Annotated in this window: 14 protein-coding genes; 1 reads left to right on the top strand and 13 read right to left on the bottom strand. The window is 38.2% G+C overall.

Translation table 11 applies throughout. The features are described 5' to 3' along the window. Positions 1-29 precede the first annotated feature (29 nt). The 12 genes from uvrC to zapA form a co-directional block, all read right to left on the bottom strand. Positions 30-1796 (bottom strand): excinuclease ABC subunit UvrC, encoded by a 1767-nt coding sequence (gene uvrC / locus AC1UFB_RS07750; protein ID WP_100346740.1) that lies wholly within the window; start codon positions 1794-1796, stop codon positions 30-32. A 197-nt stretch (positions 1797-1993) separates the two neighbouring features. After that, a complete protein-coding gene (gene trxA, locus AC1UFB_RS07755; RefSeq protein WP_025907844.1) occupies positions 1994-2308 on the bottom strand; it encodes a thioredoxin in 315 nt (104 codons plus the stop codon). Between the two features lie 279 nt (positions 2309-2587). Continuing rightward, positions 2588-3568: an electron transfer flavoprotein subunit alpha/FixB family protein gene (locus AC1UFB_RS07760; protein WP_025907843.1), complete on the bottom strand. Its 981-nt coding sequence runs from the start codon at positions 3566-3568 to the stop codon at positions 2588-2590. A 29-nt stretch (positions 3569-3597) separates the two neighbouring features. After that, positions 3598-4371: an electron transfer flavoprotein subunit beta/FixA family protein gene (locus tag AC1UFB_RS07765; protein ID WP_100346739.1), complete on the bottom strand. Its 774-nt coding sequence runs from the start codon at positions 4369-4371 to the stop codon at positions 3598-3600. 22 nt (positions 4372-4393) lie between these two features. Further along, complete coding sequence (locus AC1UFB_RS07770) at positions 4394-5167, bottom strand: enoyl-CoA hydratase (protein WP_025907841.1); 774 nt, start codon at positions 5165-5167, stop codon at positions 4394-4396. A gap of 48 nt (positions 5168-5215) precedes the next feature. Further along, entirely contained in the window at positions 5216-5806 is a 591-nt protein-coding gene (locus tag AC1UFB_RS07775) for a TetR/AcrR family transcriptional regulator (RefSeq protein ID WP_025907840.1), read from the bottom strand. A gap of 108 nt (positions 5807-5914) precedes the next feature. Continuing rightward, positions 5915-7603 (bottom strand): long-chain-fatty-acid--CoA ligase, encoded by a 1689-nt coding sequence (locus AC1UFB_RS07780; RefSeq protein WP_100346738.1) that lies wholly within the window; start codon positions 7601-7603, stop codon positions 5915-5917. A gap of 224 nt (positions 7604-7827) precedes the next feature. Beyond that, the gene (locus tag AC1UFB_RS07785; protein ID WP_076512640.1) at positions 7828-8235 is read right to left on the bottom strand and encodes a DUF350 domain-containing protein; all 408 of its coding nucleotides are present in this window, start codon (positions 8233-8235) and stop codon (positions 7828-7830) included. A gap of 33 nt (positions 8236-8268) precedes the next feature. Then, entirely contained in the window at positions 8269-10632 is a 2364-nt protein-coding gene (locus tag AC1UFB_RS07790) for an endonuclease MutS2 (protein WP_482588921.1), read from the bottom strand. Between the two features lie 22 nt (positions 10633-10654). Further along, the gene (polX, locus tag AC1UFB_RS07795; RefSeq protein ID WP_025907836.1) at positions 10655-12370 is read right to left on the bottom strand and encodes a DNA polymerase/3'-5' exonuclease PolX; all 1716 of its coding nucleotides are present in this window, start codon (positions 12368-12370) and stop codon (positions 10655-10657) included. A gap of 184 nt (positions 12371-12554) precedes the next feature. Further along, positions 12555-13097 (bottom strand): CvpA family protein, encoded by a 543-nt coding sequence (locus tag AC1UFB_RS07800; protein ID WP_482588923.1) that lies wholly within the window; start codon positions 13095-13097, stop codon positions 12555-12557. A gap of 8 nt (positions 13098-13105) precedes the next feature. Then, positions 13106-13366: a cell division protein ZapA gene (zapA, locus tag AC1UFB_RS07805; protein ID WP_025907834.1), complete on the bottom strand. Its 261-nt coding sequence runs from the start codon at positions 13364-13366 to the stop codon at positions 13106-13108. Positions 13367-13524: 158 nt separating this feature from the next. Between zapA and rnhC the strand changes: the two genes are divergently transcribed. Continuing rightward, positions 13525-14448, top strand: coding sequence for a ribonuclease HIII (gene rnhC, locus AC1UFB_RS07810; RefSeq protein ID WP_239428614.1), 924 nt, complete (start codon positions 13525-13527; stop codon positions 14446-14448). A gap of 224 nt (positions 14449-14672) precedes the next feature. On the opposite strand, the gene pheT is transcribed toward rnhC, so the two are convergent. Then, a complete protein-coding gene (pheT, locus tag AC1UFB_RS07815; protein ID WP_482588925.1) occupies positions 14673-17084 on the bottom strand; it encodes a phenylalanine--tRNA ligase subunit beta in 2412 nt (803 codons plus the stop codon). Positions 17085-17097: the final 13 nt, after the last annotated feature.

The following is a 17097-nucleotide window of genomic DNA, read 5'->3' on the forward strand; positions in this document are numbered from 1 at the left end:
CTTATCAGAGTTTAAACTGGAATTCAATACTAATTTTTTAAGGCTTCAACAATTTGTTCCGCAACCGGCCTTGGAACTCCTGCATTTTGAATCTCTTCGATTGATGCTTCCTTCATCTTTTTAACGGATCCAAACTTTTGCAACAACGCTCTTTTCCGCTTTTCACCTACTCCTGGAATATTGTCTAATATAGACTGAAAAGCCGATTTAGAACGAACTTGTCGATGAAACGTAATAGCAAAGCGGTGAACCTCATCTTGAATTCGCTGAAGCAAGTAGAATTCTTGGCTGTTACGCTGAAGTGGAATAATTTCAGGAGGATCTCCAATCATTAAATTAGATGTTCTATGCTTTTCATCTTTGACTAATCCAGCTGTTGGAACAAGCAGCCCTAGTTCATTTTCCAAAACATCTTGAACAGCTGCTAAATGACCTTTTCCACCGTCAACAATAAGTAAATCTGGTAAAGGTAAACCTTCTTTTAATACGCGCGTATATCGTCTTCGTACCACTTCACGCATTGAACCATAATCATCAGGGCCTTCAACCGTTTTAATTTTATACTTTCGATATTCTTTCTTTTCAGGTTTACCGTCAACGAAAACGATCATAGCAGAAACAGGATCTGTTCCTTGAATGTTGGAATTATCAAAAGCTTCAATACGATAAGGCGCTTCAATTCCTAGTGCTTGCCCCAACTGCTCGACAGCACCAACCGTACGCTGTTCATCTCGTTCAATTAAATAAAACTTTTCTTTTAAGGCAATTTGAGCGTTTTTTGACGCAAGCTCAACAAGCTCTTTCTTTTTTCCTCGTTTTGGATGCTGAACGTCTACTTCTAAAAGCTGTTCTGCAAGGTTTGCATCTACAGTTGCTGGCACAAGAACTTCTTTAGGCTTTAAGTTTTTTCCGTAAAATTGTCCAATGAACGTTAGGAAATCTTCTTCTGGTTCGTGGTAAAACGGAAACATAGACACTTCGCGTTCCATTAGCTTTCCTTGTCGAATAAAGAAAACTTGTACACACATCCAGCCTTTATCATAAGAATAGCCAAATACATCACGGTTAATAAAGTCATTGAACGTTACTTTTTGCTTCTCCATTGTAGCTTCAATATGAGCAATTTGATCTCGATACTCTTTTGCACGTTCAAAATCTAGCTCTTCTGAAGCTTTCATCATCTTTTCTGTTAATTCAATTTTCACCTGTTCATAACCACCGCTTAGAAAGCGCGTAATATTATCAATAATTTCTTTGTTTTGGCTATCCGTAACGTCATATACACAGGGAGCTAGGCACTGTTCAATATGATAATATAAACATGCTCGATTAGGCATCGTCGTACATTTCCGCAAAGGATAAATGCGATCTAATAGCCGCTTGGTTTCATTTGCAGCCTGAACATTTGGATACGGTCCAAAATATTTTCCTTTATCCTTTTTAATTTTGCGCGTGATGACAAGGCGAGGGTGTTTTTCATTCGTAATTTTAATAAAGGGATACCCCTTATCATCTTTCAGCATAATATTATATTTAGGATCATGCTTTTTAATTAAATTCATTTCTAAAATAAGGGCTTCTAAGTCTGACGACGTCACAATATACTCAAAGTCTACAATATCATTAACCAGGCGCAGCGTTTTTCCATCATGAGACCCTGTGAAATAAGAACGAACTCGATTTTTTAGAACCTTTGCTTTTCCAACATAAATAACCGTTCCATACTTATCTTTCATTAAATAACAACCCGGTTGTTCAGGTAAAATAGCCAGCTTTTCTTTTAAATAAGGATTCATACGGCTCTCCTTCCTTCAATATTTTTAACTTTCGCCAAAACCTTCTTGCTTATCTATATTTATTCTTCATTTATACAAAAATAAAAGGAAACGAACGTTTATTCGTTTCCTTTTATTATATCACTTTTAGAAAAAATGTACGAAACCGTCAATGCGGTATAAAGTAGTAAAAACCTAGCTATCGCTAGGTTTTTTACTTACGCGTGTTTATCAACTAATTCAGCTAGTGCTTCTTTTGGTTGGTAACCAATAACTTGGTCTACCTTTTGTCCATCTTTAAATAAAATTAAAGTTGGGATACTCATTACGCCGTGGCTACCAGCAGTTTCTTGGTTTTCATCCACGTCCACCTTTACGATTTTCACTTTTTCACCGTATTCTTGATCTAACTCTTCAAGAACTGGCGCGATCATTTTACATGGTCCACACCATGGTGCCCAAAAGTCAACAAGAACTAGCCCTGAACCAATTTCATTTGAGAAAGTTTGATCTGTTGCGTGTGCAATTGCCATTGTAATTCCTCCTAAATATATGCTATATCTACATGATAAAGAAAGTATACCACCTTCATATAACAGTGGCTATTTATTTGCTTATACTTTTTAATGTATTCGTAACAACTTATTTACTACATAATACAGGTCGTTCCAGGACATGGAACAGCGAAAGACTAGCCAAGCTAAATGGCTTTATATAATACCTGTATCCTATTTTACACACCTTTAAACAATTCATTCATTATTTTCATAAGAAAAGTCTTTTCCACCGTAGCTGGCAGAAAAGACTTTTTCTTATGAGGATTGTACTTTTAATTTTTTAAATTCTTCTGTAAGCAGTGGTACGACTTCAAATAAATCACCGACAATGCCATAATCCGCTACTTTAAAGATGTTTGCTTCTGCATCCTTGTTAATAGCCACGATAACTTTTGAATTAGACATTCCAGCTAAATGTTGAATAGCTCCTGAGATACCGCAAGCGATATAAAGATCTGGTGTTACAACTTTTCCCGTTTGGCCAATTTGAAGTGAGTAATCGCAGTACTCAGCGTCACAAGCTCCGCGGGATGCTCCAACTGCTCCACCAAGCACATCAGCTAAGTCTTCTAGCGGCTTAAATCCATCTTCACTTTTTACACCACGTCCACCTGCAATGACCACTTTTGCTTCTGATAAATCTACCCCTTGAGTGGCTTTGCGAACTACTTCTTTTACAATTGTACGTAGATTTTTAATTTCCACATCAAATTCTTTTACGTCTCCTGTACGATTCGTGTCTTTTTCCAAAGCCGAGATATTGTTTGGACGGATGGTAGCAAAGATAAAGTCTTCTGTAGAAATCTTCTTTTCAAATGCTTTTCCTGAATAGATTGGGCGAGTGAAGACTAAGTTTCCACCTGCTGCTTCAAGTGCTGTTACGTCTGATATTAGCCCCTTATCTAGACGCGCAGCCAATTTAGGTGATAAATCTTTTCCTAAAGCCGTATGACCAAATATAATTGCTTCTGGCTTTTCTTCTTGAATAACAGCCAATAGTGCTTGTGCATAGCCATCAGATGTATAAGAATCCAAGTCATCATGCTCGGTTACAATTACTCGGTTTGCTCCGTAATGAATGAGTTCGTCTCCTAAATTTTTCACTCCTTTACCAACAAGAACGCCAACGACTTCTCCACCTTCAGCAACCGTTGCGCCTGCAGCAATTGCTTCAAATGATACGTGCCGTAATGCACCTTCTCTTGCTTCTCCTAACACCAATACTTTGCGTCCCATTTCAATTCCCCCATTATCTTAAGCTTTTTTTAAACTACTTTTGCTTCTGAATGCAATAGCGTAACCATCTCTTTTACTTGATCTTGAATATCGCCACTCAAAACGCGTCCTGCTTCTTTTTTAGGTGGTAAATAAATTTCGATTGTTTTTGTTTTTGCTTCTACATCACCTTCATCTAAATCTAAATCATCTAACTCCAGTTCTTCCAGCGGCTTCTTTTTTGCTTTCATAATGCCTGGTAAAGATGGATAGCGTGGCTCATTTAGACCTTGTTGCGCCGTAACCAGTAGCGGTAAAGTTGTCTCAATAACTTCTGAGTCACCCTCTACATCTCGTACAACTGTTACGTTTGTTCCATCGATATCAAGCTTTGTTGCCGTAGTAACGTACGGAATTTCTAATAGTTCAGCGACACGCGGACCAACTTGGCCTGATCCTCCGTCGATTGCCACGTTCCCTGCTAAAACTAAATCCGGCGATTGATCTTTTAAATACTGCGCTAAAATTTTAGCTGTCGTATACTGATCCCCATACTCTACGTCGTCTTCAATATTGATCAGCACCGCTTTATCAACTCCCATTGCAAGTGCTGTACGAAGCTCTTTTTCTGCTTCTTCGTTTCCTACCGTTACAACCGTAATTTCTCCCCCATGCTTATCTTTCAGCTGAATTGCTTCCTCTACTGCATATTCATCGTAAGGGTTAATAATAAACTCTGCTCCATCTTCTGCAATTTGACCATTTTGTAAAACAATTTTCTCCTCAGTATCAAATGTTCTTTTTAATAAAACATAAATATTCATTTATTTCCCCTCCTAAAGATAGTTACTTTCCAACAAACTTTGGCTCTCTTTTTTCAATAAAAGCCGTAACCCCTTCTTTTGCATCCTCCGTGTTGAATACGCTTCCAAAAAGTTGTGCTTCTTTTTCTACTCCCTCGTAATAACGACTCGTTTTTGTATACTGTAGTAATTCAAGGGTCGCTTTTACAGAACTTGGGCTCTTTTTAGCAATTACTTCCGCTATCGCCGTTACTTTTGAATGAAGTTCCTCCTCATGGTAGGAAGCATTGGCTAATCCAAGGGTTACCGCTTCTGTTCCCTTGATTGGCCTGCTTGTTAGCATCATTTCACATGCCTTAGCAGCTCCCACATAGCGTGGCAGTCGCTGGGTACCTGCAAATCCCGGAATGATTCCAAGCTGGAGTTCAGGTAGGCCAAGCTTTGCATCATGCGTAACAAATCGCATGTGACAGCTCATCGCTAATTCTAACCCTCCTCCAAGAGCCGTTCCATGAATCATGGCAATAATAGGCTTTGGATAATTTTCAATATACTCAAATAAGTTTTGACCTTTTTTAGCTAAATTTTCATATTGAGTGGATTGTTGTAAGGAAGTAAACTCTTTAATATCGGCTCCTGCGCAGAAAAAGCGCCCTTCACCTTTTAGAATAATAACTCGAGTTTCCTCAATCTCTTCGTACTTTTTTAGTAGTTGTGAAAGCTCTTGTAATACGCCTTGAGACAGCGCATTAGCAGGTGGGTTGTTAAATGTAATAAACGTTATTCCTTGAATTGTTTCACTATACAAAGCGCTCAATTCTACTCACCTCTTGCTTCAATTTATGTAGAGCATAAGCTCTCCCCATTAAAGCGGAGAGCCACTGCATCCATTCATTAATAAATAGTGTACTTTTTTAGATAGTTCGCTTAATTCGTAACGCTGATCATTCATCACCCATGTAGTGACCGTTTCATCAATCGTCCCAAATATCATTTGGCGGGCCAAGCGAATATCCAAGTTTTCTGGAAACTCTCCTGTTTCGATTCCCTTTTGAAGGATGGTATCAATAACAGTAAGGTAATCTTTTAATACATCATTAATTTTCAAGCGAAGCTCTTTATTTGATTGTCTTAACTCTAACTGTGTGACAACCGCTAATGAATAATCACTTGCTAAGAATGAGAAATGTTTATCAATTAACATATATAGGCGTTCAGAAGCAGTGTTTACTTCAACAATTTCTTCCTGTACCTTTTCAATAAACTGTCCCATCTTTTCTTGAAATAAAGAAATTAATACATCTTCTTTATTTTTAAAGTATAAATAAATCGTTCCATCAGCTACTCCTGCTTGCTTAGCAATCTTTGAAACCTGAGCATTATGGTAGCCGTTTTCAGCAATAACAATTACTGCTGCATCAATAATTTGCATGTACTTTGGCTTATTTCTTTTCAATCTAAATACGCTCCTTTAAAATATGAATGATGATTCATTCATATTTTTATAATAAAGAAATAAGATGATTCTGTCAATTGTGTTTTATAAAAAAAGAGACGACGTTTATCATGTCGCCTTTTTTTGACTTTCCTTTTCTTCCTCAACGAGTGCTCTTCTTAAAATCTTTCCGACTGCTGTTTTCGGAAGTTCTTTTCGAAACTCGTATACCCGAGGAACTTTGTATGCCGCTAAATATTGACGTGAAAAAGTATTTAATTCTTCTTCTGTACATGATACACCATTTTTTAGAACAATGTAAGCTTTTACTGTTTCTCCTCTGTATTCATCTGGAATTCCAGCAACAACGACTTCTTGCACTTTCGGGTGCTCATACAGTACCTCTTCAATTTCACGAGGATAGATATTATATCCACCTGCAATAATCATATCTTTTTTACGATCTACAATATAGAAGAAGCCATCTTCATCCATGTAACCAACATCACCTGTTTTCAGCCACCCATCTTGTAACACAGCTTCGGTTTCATCAGGACGATGCCAATATCCTTTCATAACCTGTGGACCTTTTACTACAATTTCACCAATTTCATTAATTGGCAATGCTTCGCCTGTTTCAAACGAGACAATTTTGGCATCTGTATCTGGCCAAGGAACACCGATACTTCCTCTAATTCTCTTCTCCCAAACAAAATTAGAGTGTGTAACTGGAGATGTCTCAGTTAAACCGTAACCTTCTACTAACTTCCCTCCCGTTATTTCCTCAAATTTTTCCTGTACTTCAACAGGGAGAGGTGCAGAACCACTAATACATGAATCAATGGATGATAAGTTGTATTTGCTGAGATCAGGATGATTTAATAACGCAATATAAATAGTTGGGGCACCTGGAAACAAAGTAGGACGCTGCTTATGAATTGTTTTTAAAACGCTTTCCACATCAAATCTGGGTAATAAAATCATTTCATATCCTTCTAAAACAGATAAAATGAGTACCGTGGTTAAACCATATACGTGAAAAAACGGTAGGATTCCAAGAATTTTTTCATGACCTTGTTTGCACCGATAAAGCCAATGAGAGCACATTGTTGCGTTCGTTACTAAGTTTTTATGAGTAAGCATAACTCCCTTTGGAAATCCAGTTGTTCCACCAGTATATTGTAATAAGGCAATATTTTCATTAGAAGTAACGTCGTATACAAAGGTTTCAGATTCTCTTTTACGCTTCATAATAGTTGGGAATAGATGCGTATCACCCATATGCTCAACTTGAACAGTTATAGCTTGCTGCTTTTTTTGTACATAAGGATATAATAGATTTTTCGGGAATGGTAAGTAGTCTTTAATTGAAGTTGAAATAACATGTTTAATTTTTGTTAACGCTTTCACTTTTGAGATGCGCGGATACAATAGATCTAAAGCAATGATACATGTTGCTCCTGAATCATTTAATTGATACTCTAATTCTCTTTCTGTATACAACGGATTGGTTTCAACAACAATTCCTCCTGCCAAGAGAACTCCATAAAAAGAGATAACAGCTTGAGGACAATTTGGCAACATTATGGCGACTCGATCTCCCTTTTGTACACCTATTTCCTTGAGGTATACAGCCAAAGTAATTGCTTGCTCATATAGTTCATGAAACGTGAGTCGCTTGCCTAAAAAGTGCACAGCACACTTATGTGGATTCTTCTTAGCTGCTTCCTCAAAAAGCTGAGCTAACGTCTTTTCACTGTATGCAAGTGAATGAGGTATTTCAGGTGGGTACTGAGAAACCCATGGTTTATCAAGCATACTGCTCCCTCCTTTATTTTTTAAATTTTCTTTCTTCTTAAAGTATACTACTTTTGAATCAGTAATTAGCATGACAAATAGTTATAAAAAAAGAGAAGAGATTTTCACTCTTCTCTTGTCTAACTAATTTATGAAAAAAACAACAAATAAATAAGGCCAATTACCATAAACAATCCGCATAATCCAATCAATACTTTTGCCAATAGTTCCATGTCTCTGCTCCCCTATCCAATTCCTGCACCAATGACAAACGACATGCCAACAGAAATAATCAATGAAATTAAGCCGACCGCGCGATTATCATTTTCAATCTCGTCGTCAATTCGAAACTTTGGTGTTAAAAACTCAAAGATAAAGTAGCTCATTAACAAAAGAACAAACCCATAGATTCCCCAGCCCAGCATTGTAAATAAATTATCATTATGCTCGATGGAATACTTAAAAATATTGGCTAAGCCAAATATTTTACCTCCTGTAGCCATGGCAACTGCAAGGTTCCCTTTTTGAATTTCTTCCCAGTTTTTATATTTTGTTACAAGTTCGAAAATCGCTAAAAATACAACAATACTTAATATAACAACGCTGTAGTAAGCCGCTGATTCCACATAAGGATCTTTCCAAAAATTATCCATTCCTTGCAGCTCTCCTCCCCCTCATCTTCTCTATTACTTAAATTCTACGACAGTAACACCTGTCCCTCCTTCACCAGCTTCGCCAAAACGAGCTGATTTAACTGAACAGTGGTTCTTTAAATATTCTTGCACACCTTTTCGTAAAGCACCAGTTCCTTTTCCATGAATAATAGATACGCGTGGATAACCTGCAAGAAGCGCATCATCTAAATATTTTTCAACTCGACTAAGTGCATTTTCGTATCTTTCTCCTCTAAGATCAAGTTCTAAGCTAACATGATAATCTTTACCTTTTACCGTTGCAAGAGGCTTTGTTTCAACAGGTTTTGGTGAGCTGATGTACTCTAGGTCTTTTTCTTTTACTTTCATTTTCATAATACCCATCTGAACTTGCCACTCATTACTTCCTGTCCGCTCAAGTAACGTACCTTTTTGTCCCCATGTCACAACTTTCACTTCGTCGCCCGGAGACAGGACTCTCTCTTGCTTTTTAGGTTTAGAAACTTGCTTTTTACTTTTCTCCAATGTAGGGACCGCATCTTCTAGGCGTTTTCTTGCTTCAATCAGCTCATGCTCTTTAATCGATGCTTGCTGATTTTTTTGCATTTGGCGTAAATTCCGAATAATGTTTTCCGCTTCTTGTGATGCTTCCTTAATTGTATCTTCAGCTTTCTTTTCTGCTTTTTCATATAACTTATCGCGCTGTTCATTGAATTCAATAATTTGACGCTGAAGCTCTTGATGAAGCTTTTCAGATTCCTTACGTAATGTTTCCGCTTCAGCTAGTTCAGCTTCCGATTTACGTCTGCTCTCTTCAAGGGACGCAATCATGTTTTCCACTTTATTTGTCTCAGAACCAATATAGCTTTTAGCATGATTGATAACCTTATCTTCTAGCCCTAATCGCTTTGAAATTTCAAATGCGTTACTTCGTCCTGGTACACCAATTAATAGCTTATAAGTTGGGCTTAGCGTTTCAATATCAAACTCAACGCTCGCATTCACAACACCGGCACGGTTATATCCATATGCTTTTAGTTCTGGATAATGAGTGGTTGCAACTACTCTTGCACCGCACCCATATACTTCATCCAAAATCGAAATGGCTAGCGCTGCTCCTTCTTGAGGGTCTGTACCGGCTCCTAGCTCATCAAATAAAACAAGGCTTTCGCTATCTACCTTCTTTAAGATATCCACAATATTAACCATATGAGAAGAGAACGTACTTAAGCTTTGTTCAATTGACTGCTCATCTCCAATATCGGCAAATACGTGCTTAAATACCGCCATCTCTGAACCGTCTAGCGCTGGAATTTGGAGGCCAGCTTGAGCCATTAGTGTAAATAAACCAATTGTTTTTAGCGTAACGGTTTTACCGCCTGTATTAGGACCTGTAATCACAATCGACGTATAGTCATCACCAAGCTCAATATCGTTGGCTACCACTTCATCTTGCGAAATCAGAGGATGCTTTGCTTTAAATAACTTGATGTAGCCTCGGTCATTCATCTTTGGTTTTGAAGCTTTTAACTCGTGACTATAACGTCCTTTAGCAAACATAAAATCCAATTCACCGAGTAAATAAATGTTTTGTCTTAGCTCATTTGCTACTTCTGCCACTTGAGTCGTGAGCTCAATTAAGATTTTTTCGATTTCTTGCTTTTCTTTCATTTTCGCTTCTTGCAATTCATTATTTAACGTAACAATTGCTTGCGGTTCAATAAATAGCGTTGCACCTGAAGATGACTGATCGTGAACGATACCTCCATAAGCACTGCGATACTCTTGTTTTACTGGAATAACGAATCGGTCATTTCGAATCGTTACAACCGTATCTGAGAGCATTTTTTGAGCAGAAGATGAGCGCACTAAACTCTCTAGCTTTTGACGAATACGTGATTCAGTCGAACGAAGCTTTTGACGAATGCCTCTCAGCTGTTCGCTAGCACCGTCTAGAACCGTTCCATTTTCATCAATGCTCATCTTAACCGCTTGCTCTACTTCTGGCAGGGGTACCAACTTTTCGATATGTTCTTGGATGATTGGAATCTGGACGTCTTCGTCTTCTACTAATTGCTCAACAAATTGTTTTAATTGTCTCGCTGCATAGATTGTGCCAGCAATATCTAAGAGTTCATTTGGACTTAACGTTCCTCCAATTTCAGCTCGCTTTACGCTTTGTCTTACATCCGAAACTCCACCGAGAGGTACATGTCCACGAAGTCTTAGAACTGTTGTGGCTTCATCTGTAGCATCCTGCCATTTTAAAACCTGTTCATAGTCTGTAGATGGAACAAGCTGATCTACTTTTTCTTTCCCTAAAGATGAGGCAACTTTTGTAGCTAGCTGTTCTTTTACTTTATTAAATTCAAGCACTTGAAAGATCCTTGGTTGCAAAATAAATTCCTCCTGATAATTATTACTCTTTGTGGCGGTTTAAAAACACCTTTAACTCATCTAAACTATACGTATTTAACACTGTTTGAGGCTTTAACCATCCCTTTACGCCAGTAGATACGCCAACCTTCATGTCTTCTAACATCTCGAGGTTGTGAGCATCTGTATTAATAGCAATTTTCACTCCTGCTTCTTGCGCTTTCTTAATGTGCTCTGCTGCTAAATCCAAACGATTTGGGTTTGCGTTTAATTCAAGAGCAGTATCGGTTTCTTTAGCAAGTGAAATTAACAAATTAATATCCACATCATACCCTTCTCTTCGACCAATTAAGCGTCCCGTTGGATGTGCAATTAAATCTACGTGTTGATTTGTTAACGCGTTTTTCAAACGCATCATAATGTCTTCACGAGATTGTGAAAAACTTGAATGAATAGAGGCAATGACAAAATCCATTTCAGCTAATAGCTCATCTTCATAATCGAGCGTCCCGTCTGGTAAAATGTCCATTTCAATTCCTGCTAGAATCGTAAAATCCGTATATTTTTCATTTAACCTCTTTACTTCTTCTCGCTGCTTACGAATGCGCTCTGGCGTTAATCCGTTAGCTACTTTTAAATACTGTGAGTGATCGGTAATCGCCATATACTCATAACCTTTTGCTCGGCAAGCTTCAGCCATTTCTTCAAGAGAGTAACCTCCATCACTCCACGTTGAGTGCATATGTAAGTCGCCTTTAATATCATCATGCTTTAAGAGCTCTTGATTCTTTGTAAATATGTCTACTTCACGTCCATCTTCTCTAACCTCAGGTGGAATAAATGCTAGTCCAAAATGATGATAGAACGCTTCTTCTGTTTCAAATGTTTGGATTTCACCTGTCTCTATGTTTTCCACACCGTATTCACTAATCTTCTCCCCGTTCTCCTTAGCTAATTGACGCATACGAACATTATGATCTTTGGAACCAGTAAAATGATGAAGCGTTGTAACAAAAGCTTGATCTTCAACAAGACGGAAGTCAACGGATACGTCGTAGTCATAGCCGAGCGTCACAGAAACTTTTGTATCTCCATTTGAAATGATATCTTTAACAAGCGGCAATGACACAAGCTGTTCTCGAACAGCTGCTGGGTTTTCCGTTGAAATAATAAAATCTAAATCCTTTACCGTTTCTTTCATTCGTCTAATACTTCCAGCTTGTGAATATCGAATAATATCTGTCATCGCTTCTAATTGTCCTAGAATTTCTTCAGCAATTGGTAGCATAAATGCAAGTGGTAACCGCTCTGGTCTTTTTCCATATTCCGCGATTGCGGCTAAAATCTTTTCTTCTGTTTTCTTACCAAAGCCAGCTAATCCCTGAACTTTTTCATTATGACAAGCTTCTTCTAGTGAAATGATGTCCACAATGTCTAACTCTTTATATAACTTTGCAATCTTTTTTCCACCTAATCCAGGAAGTTTTAAAAGCGGTACTAGCCCTTCCGGCACTTCTTTTTTCAATTCGTCTAATACGGATGACTGGCCTTTTTCTCTAAATTCTTCAATTACCGTCGCTGTACCTTTTCCAATTCCTTGTAGAGTTGTTACGTCTTCAATATCACTTAGGCTACGCTCATCGCTCTCAAGCGCTGCCGCAGCTTTACGAAAAGCAGAAATCTTAAATGGATTATCTCCTTTTAACTCCATATATGTAGCAATAGTCTCTAAAAGTTTAATAACATCTTTTTTATTCATTATTCAACCTCGATTCAAGATTTATATGTATGAGTGCGGTCTATATTTACTTGTACTACTTTGACACCAAAAAGCTTTATTTACGTTTAGTCCTTCTTTATTATTGTAAAACAAAAAAAGAGGATTTCAAAAGTATTATGCCACTTCTGAGCAATCCTCTCCACTGTCTATTTAAATTACTTGCTTATACCATACCGTATTCTGTCCACAAATCTTGAATAACAGATGATAAATAAGGTGTATTTTCAACGATATTTGTGGCAATTGCTGACTGTTGAATCGCCGTTTGTACGTCATTTACAGGAAGAACCGCCCCCATATAGAGTAGAATGAATACGAGAACGTAAACCTCTACGAAGCCTAATGCTCCCCCTCCCCATCTATTCAGTTGACGTAAGATCGGAAGATCCGTTAAAGCAGTTAGCACAGAACCAACCATACGTAAAACAAGACGGGTAACAAAGAACAAAATCGCAAAAGCTATCATGCGATAAAAAGCATCTTCAAGAAACGCAGGATCTAATACAAATGATGCAACGCTTTGCTGTTGCATATTTGGAAACGGAATTAACAAACGTAGTCGAGGTGCTAAATCTGCGCTAAAAATATAGGCTACAATAAACGCTACGGCAAAGCTCACAAGGTGAACGATTTGTAGTATTAGCCCGCGTTTTAATCCAGTAACAAATCCTAACAGCAGCAGGATAACTAAAATAATGTCTAACATTAGAAGTCTCATTCCTCTTTCTGATGAAGTTTTTTTTCTAACATTTCATATTCCTCTTTGAGCTTTACATACTCATTCACAATATTGACCGCAGTTAGAACAGCTAATTTATTAATGTCTAAATACGGATTTTTTTTGCTAATCTCCCTCATTTTATCATCAACAATCGAAGCTACCAGTCGGATATGACTAGTACTTTCTGTTCCAACGATTTTATAAGGCTGACCATATATATCAACTGTCGCACGTGTTTTATCTTGTCCTGACACGAGAAAGTCCTCCGTTCCACAAAAAATCCTAATCAATATCATATCATGAAGAAGACTGCAATGGAAACATATCAATATTTACGTTATTATAAAAAATAGACATTTATTTGTAAAATAAGTTGACTAATCAGCTTATCGACAATGAAAGGTGGAGACATATGTCACACGTTGTTTTAACTTTATCATCTGATGACATCTTCAAAATGAAAACATTTTACACTCCGCACTTACAGGCTAAAGTACCTGCCGGTGCAATATTTACTGCAAAGACAGGTAACAGCTCAATCACCGCTTATAAATCTGGAAAAGTACTGTTTCAAGGGAAAGGTGCGGAAGTAGAAGCTGTGAAATGGGGCAACACAACCGCACCAATTAAAAAGCAAATTTCTAAAACTAAAGCCGTTTTACCTCCAAACTTTAGTGAGCTATCGGTAATTGGTTCTGATGAGGCAGGAACTGGTGATTACTTTGGTCCAATGACGGTTGTTGCTGCATACGTTAAAAAAGAACAAATTCCATTATTGAAAGAGCTCGGTGTCCGCGATTCAAAAGATTTAACCGACCAAAAAATTATTTCCCTTGCTCAGCAATTAATAAAAATTACTCCTTACAGCTTGCTCGTCCTACATAATGAAAAGTATAATACTTTCCAAGAACGAGGTATGACACAAGGAAAAATGAAAGCACTTCTTCATAATAAAGCAATTTTAAACGTGCTGAATAAGCTTAGTCCTGAAAAGCCAGACGGCATTTTAATTGATCAATTTGTTGAAAAGAATACTTATTACAAACATATCGCTAATGAAAAAGCAATAGCTAATGAAAACGTATATTTTAGTACGAAAGGCGAGGGCGTACATTTAGCAGTAGCTGCTGCTTCTATTATTGCAAGGTATGCCTTTTTAAAACAGATGGATAAGCTTTCAGAAACGGTCGGTATGACCATTCCTCGTGGCGCAGGCAAACAGGTGGATATTGCAGCTGCCTCCATTATTAAAAAGCACGGAGTTAAAGGTTTACATTCCATTGCTAAAACTCACTTCGCAAATACAGAAAAAGCTTTAGCTTTAGTAAAAAAATAAAGAGTTTGGGACATAACAAAATGATTGCTTCTAAGAGACGAACAATAGCTGTTCCAATCTTTTTGGTTTGTCCCAACACGTTCGTTCCATTGCGCTACGGCCACTCGCTGTTTCCAACATTGTTTTCACAATCAACAAAAAACCTGAACGATTAAAAGTGAGAAACTCTCAATCGTTCAGGTTTATCATTGGCTGAATTACTTATGTCCCAGCCTCTTGTTTTTTTATGAACGTAAGCTTGCTTTAAATTGTTCTTCAACAACTTTTAATACATTAGCATGAGCTGCTGATACTTCTTCATCCGTAAGCGTGCGCTCTGGATCTAGATAGCGTAAAGAGAAAGCGACAGACTTTTTGCCTTCTTCCATTCTTTCACCATCATATAAGTCAAACACCGCAACTTCTTTCAATAGTTCTCCACCAGCTTCATAAATCGCTGTTTGAAGTTCTCCTGCTAATACTTCTTTATCCACAACAAGAGCAATATCTCTTGTGATTGATGGGAAGCGAGGAATTGCAGAATAGCGAACTTCTTCTACTTTCGCCGCAAAGATTGCTTTTAAGTTTAGCTCAAATACGTACGTTTCGCGAAGACCATATTGTTTTTGCGTCACTGGATGAAGCTGACCAACATACCCAGCTTCTTGACCATTTAATACAACTGCCGCTGTACGTCCCGGGTGCATGCCTTCTTGATTTGTAGGCTTATATTCAATGTGATTATCAAGACCTAATGCTGATAATAATCCTTCTACAACGCCTTTAGCCACATAGAAATCAGCTGCTTTCTTTTCACCTTGCCAGCTGTTAGAATGCCATAAGCCTGTAATTGCTCCTGCTACTCGCTCTTCTTCTATTGGTAGCTGACCTTCTTCAGTTCCCAAGAACACTGAACCTGTTTCATATAGCGCAATTGAGTCTGTTTGACGAGCGTTATTGTGTTTAACAGCTTCAAGTAAGTGTGGTACTAAGCTTTGACGAAGAACGCTGCGGTCTTCACTCATTGGCATCGCTAAACGAACTGTTGATGCAGTATTTAATGCAAACTGTGTTGCTTTCTCTGCACTTGTTAATGAGTATGTTGTTGTTTGAGCTAACCCAGCGCCTTCTAAGAAACGGCGTACTTTACGACGCTTTAGCTGATAATCAGATAAACGGCCTGGCGTTGCTACAGTCACAGGAAGAGTTGTTGGTAAGTGGTCGTACCCATACATACGAGCTACTTCTTCCACAATATCTTCTTCAATTGTAATATCACCGCGACGCGTTGGAACGGTTACGATAATGGCATCGCCTTCCACTTTGCTTTCGAACTGAAGACGATTCATGATTTCTTGAACTTCAGCCATTTCTAGCTCTGTACCAAGAACATGATTGATGCGCTCAAGCGTTACAGATACAACAGCTGGTTCAATTGTCATTTCATCAAATTCAACTGTTCCTGAAACAATTTCTCCACCCGCATAAGCAGCCATTAGTTCAGCAGCACGATCAGCTGCTATACGTGTGCGGCTTGGGTCGATTCCTTTTTCAAAACGTGCACTTGCTTCACTCCGAAGACCGTGCTCTTTCGATGTTTGGCGCACAGATAACCCGCGGAAGTAAGCAGATTCAATTAACACATTTACTGTGTCATCTTGGACTTCAGAATTCGCTCCTCCCATTACACCGGCTAAAGCGATTGGGTCTTTACCATTTGTAATGACAAGCTGGTTCTCTTTTAGTACACGTTTTTGATTATCGAGAGTTACAATTTCTTCGCCTTCTTGTGCATGACGAACAACAACTTCTTTTGAGCCAAGACGATCATAATCAAACGCATGAAGTGGTTGACCGTATTCAAGTAAAATGTAGTTTGTAATATCAACTACGTTATTGTGTGGTCGAATCCCAGCTGCCATCAAGCGCGTTTGCATCCATAGCGGTGACGGCGCAATTTTAACATTTTTCACCATACGTGCTACGTATAAAGGATTATCTTCTTTTGCTTCTACTGCAACTGAAATGTAATCCGATGCTTTTTCTTCCGTCTCTTGAAACTCAACCTCTGGGTATTTTACTTCACGATTTAAGATTGCTGCTACTTCATGAGCTACCCCTAGCATGCTTAAACAGTCTGAACGATTTGGCGTTAAGCCAAGTTCTAATACTTCATCATGCAAATTCAATGCTTCTAAAGCATCTGCTCCAACTTCAGCATCGCTTGGGAATACAAAGATTCCTTCTTGGTAATCTTTTGCAACAAGCTTGCTTTCAATTCCAAGCTCTTGAAGAGAACAAATCATGCCGTTTGATTCTTCACCGCGAAGCTTAGCACGCTTAATTTTAAAATTGCCTGGTAATACAGCGCCTACTTTAGCTACCGCTACCTTTTGACCTTGTGCTACGTTTGGAGCACCACAAACGATTTGAACCGTTTCATCCCCAAGGTCAACCTGACAACGACTTAACTTATCTGCGTTTGGATGCTGTTCACGTTCTACTACGTGACCGATGACAACACCGCTTACGCCTTTATTTAAATTTTCTACACCTTCAACTTCAATTCCACTTTTTGTGACTTTATCAGCAAGTTCTTCAGCTTTTACTCCTGATAAATCTACATATTCTTGCAACCAACGATATGATACAAACATGTTAGTCCCTCCT

It is taken from the genome of Priestia sp. KCTC 13724, assembly GCF_056820425.1.

Coding starts and splice junctions, on each gene's coding strand:
- uvrC (WP_100346740.1), bottom strand. CDS start 1,796: ATGAATCCTTATTTAAAAGAAAAGCTGGCTATTTTACCTGAACAACCG.
- AC1UFB_RS07780 (WP_100346738.1), bottom strand. CDS start 7,603: ATGCTTGATAAACCATGGGTTTCTCAGTACCCACCTGAAATACCTCAT.
- pheT (WP_482588925.1), bottom strand. CDS start 17,084: ATGTTTGTATCATATCGTTGGTTGCAAGAATATGTAGATTTATCAGGA.
- AC1UFB_RS07800 (WP_482588923.1), bottom strand. CDS start 13,097: ATGTTAGACATTATTTTAGTTATCCTGCTGCTGTTAGGATTTGTTACT.
- AC1UFB_RS07785 (WP_076512640.1), bottom strand. CDS start 8,235: ATGGATAATTTTTGGAAAGATCCTTATGTGGAATCAGCGGCTTACTAC.
- AC1UFB_RS07765 (WP_100346739.1), bottom strand. CDS start 4,371: ATGAATATTTATGTTTTATTAAAAAGAACATTTGATACTGAGGAGAAA.
- rnhC (WP_239428614.1), top strand. CDS start 13,525: ATGTCACACGTTGTTTTAACTTTATCATCTGATGACATCTTCAAAATG.
- AC1UFB_RS07760 (WP_025907843.1), bottom strand. CDS start 3,568: ATGGGACGCAAAGTATTGGTGTTAGGAGAAGCAAGAGAAGGTGCATTA.
- polX (WP_025907836.1), bottom strand. CDS start 12,370: ATGAATAAAAAAGATGTTATTAAACTTTTAGAGACTATTGCTACATAT.
- trxA (WP_025907844.1), bottom strand. CDS start 2,308: ATGGCAATTGCACACGCAACAGATCAAACTTTCTCAAATGAAATTGGT.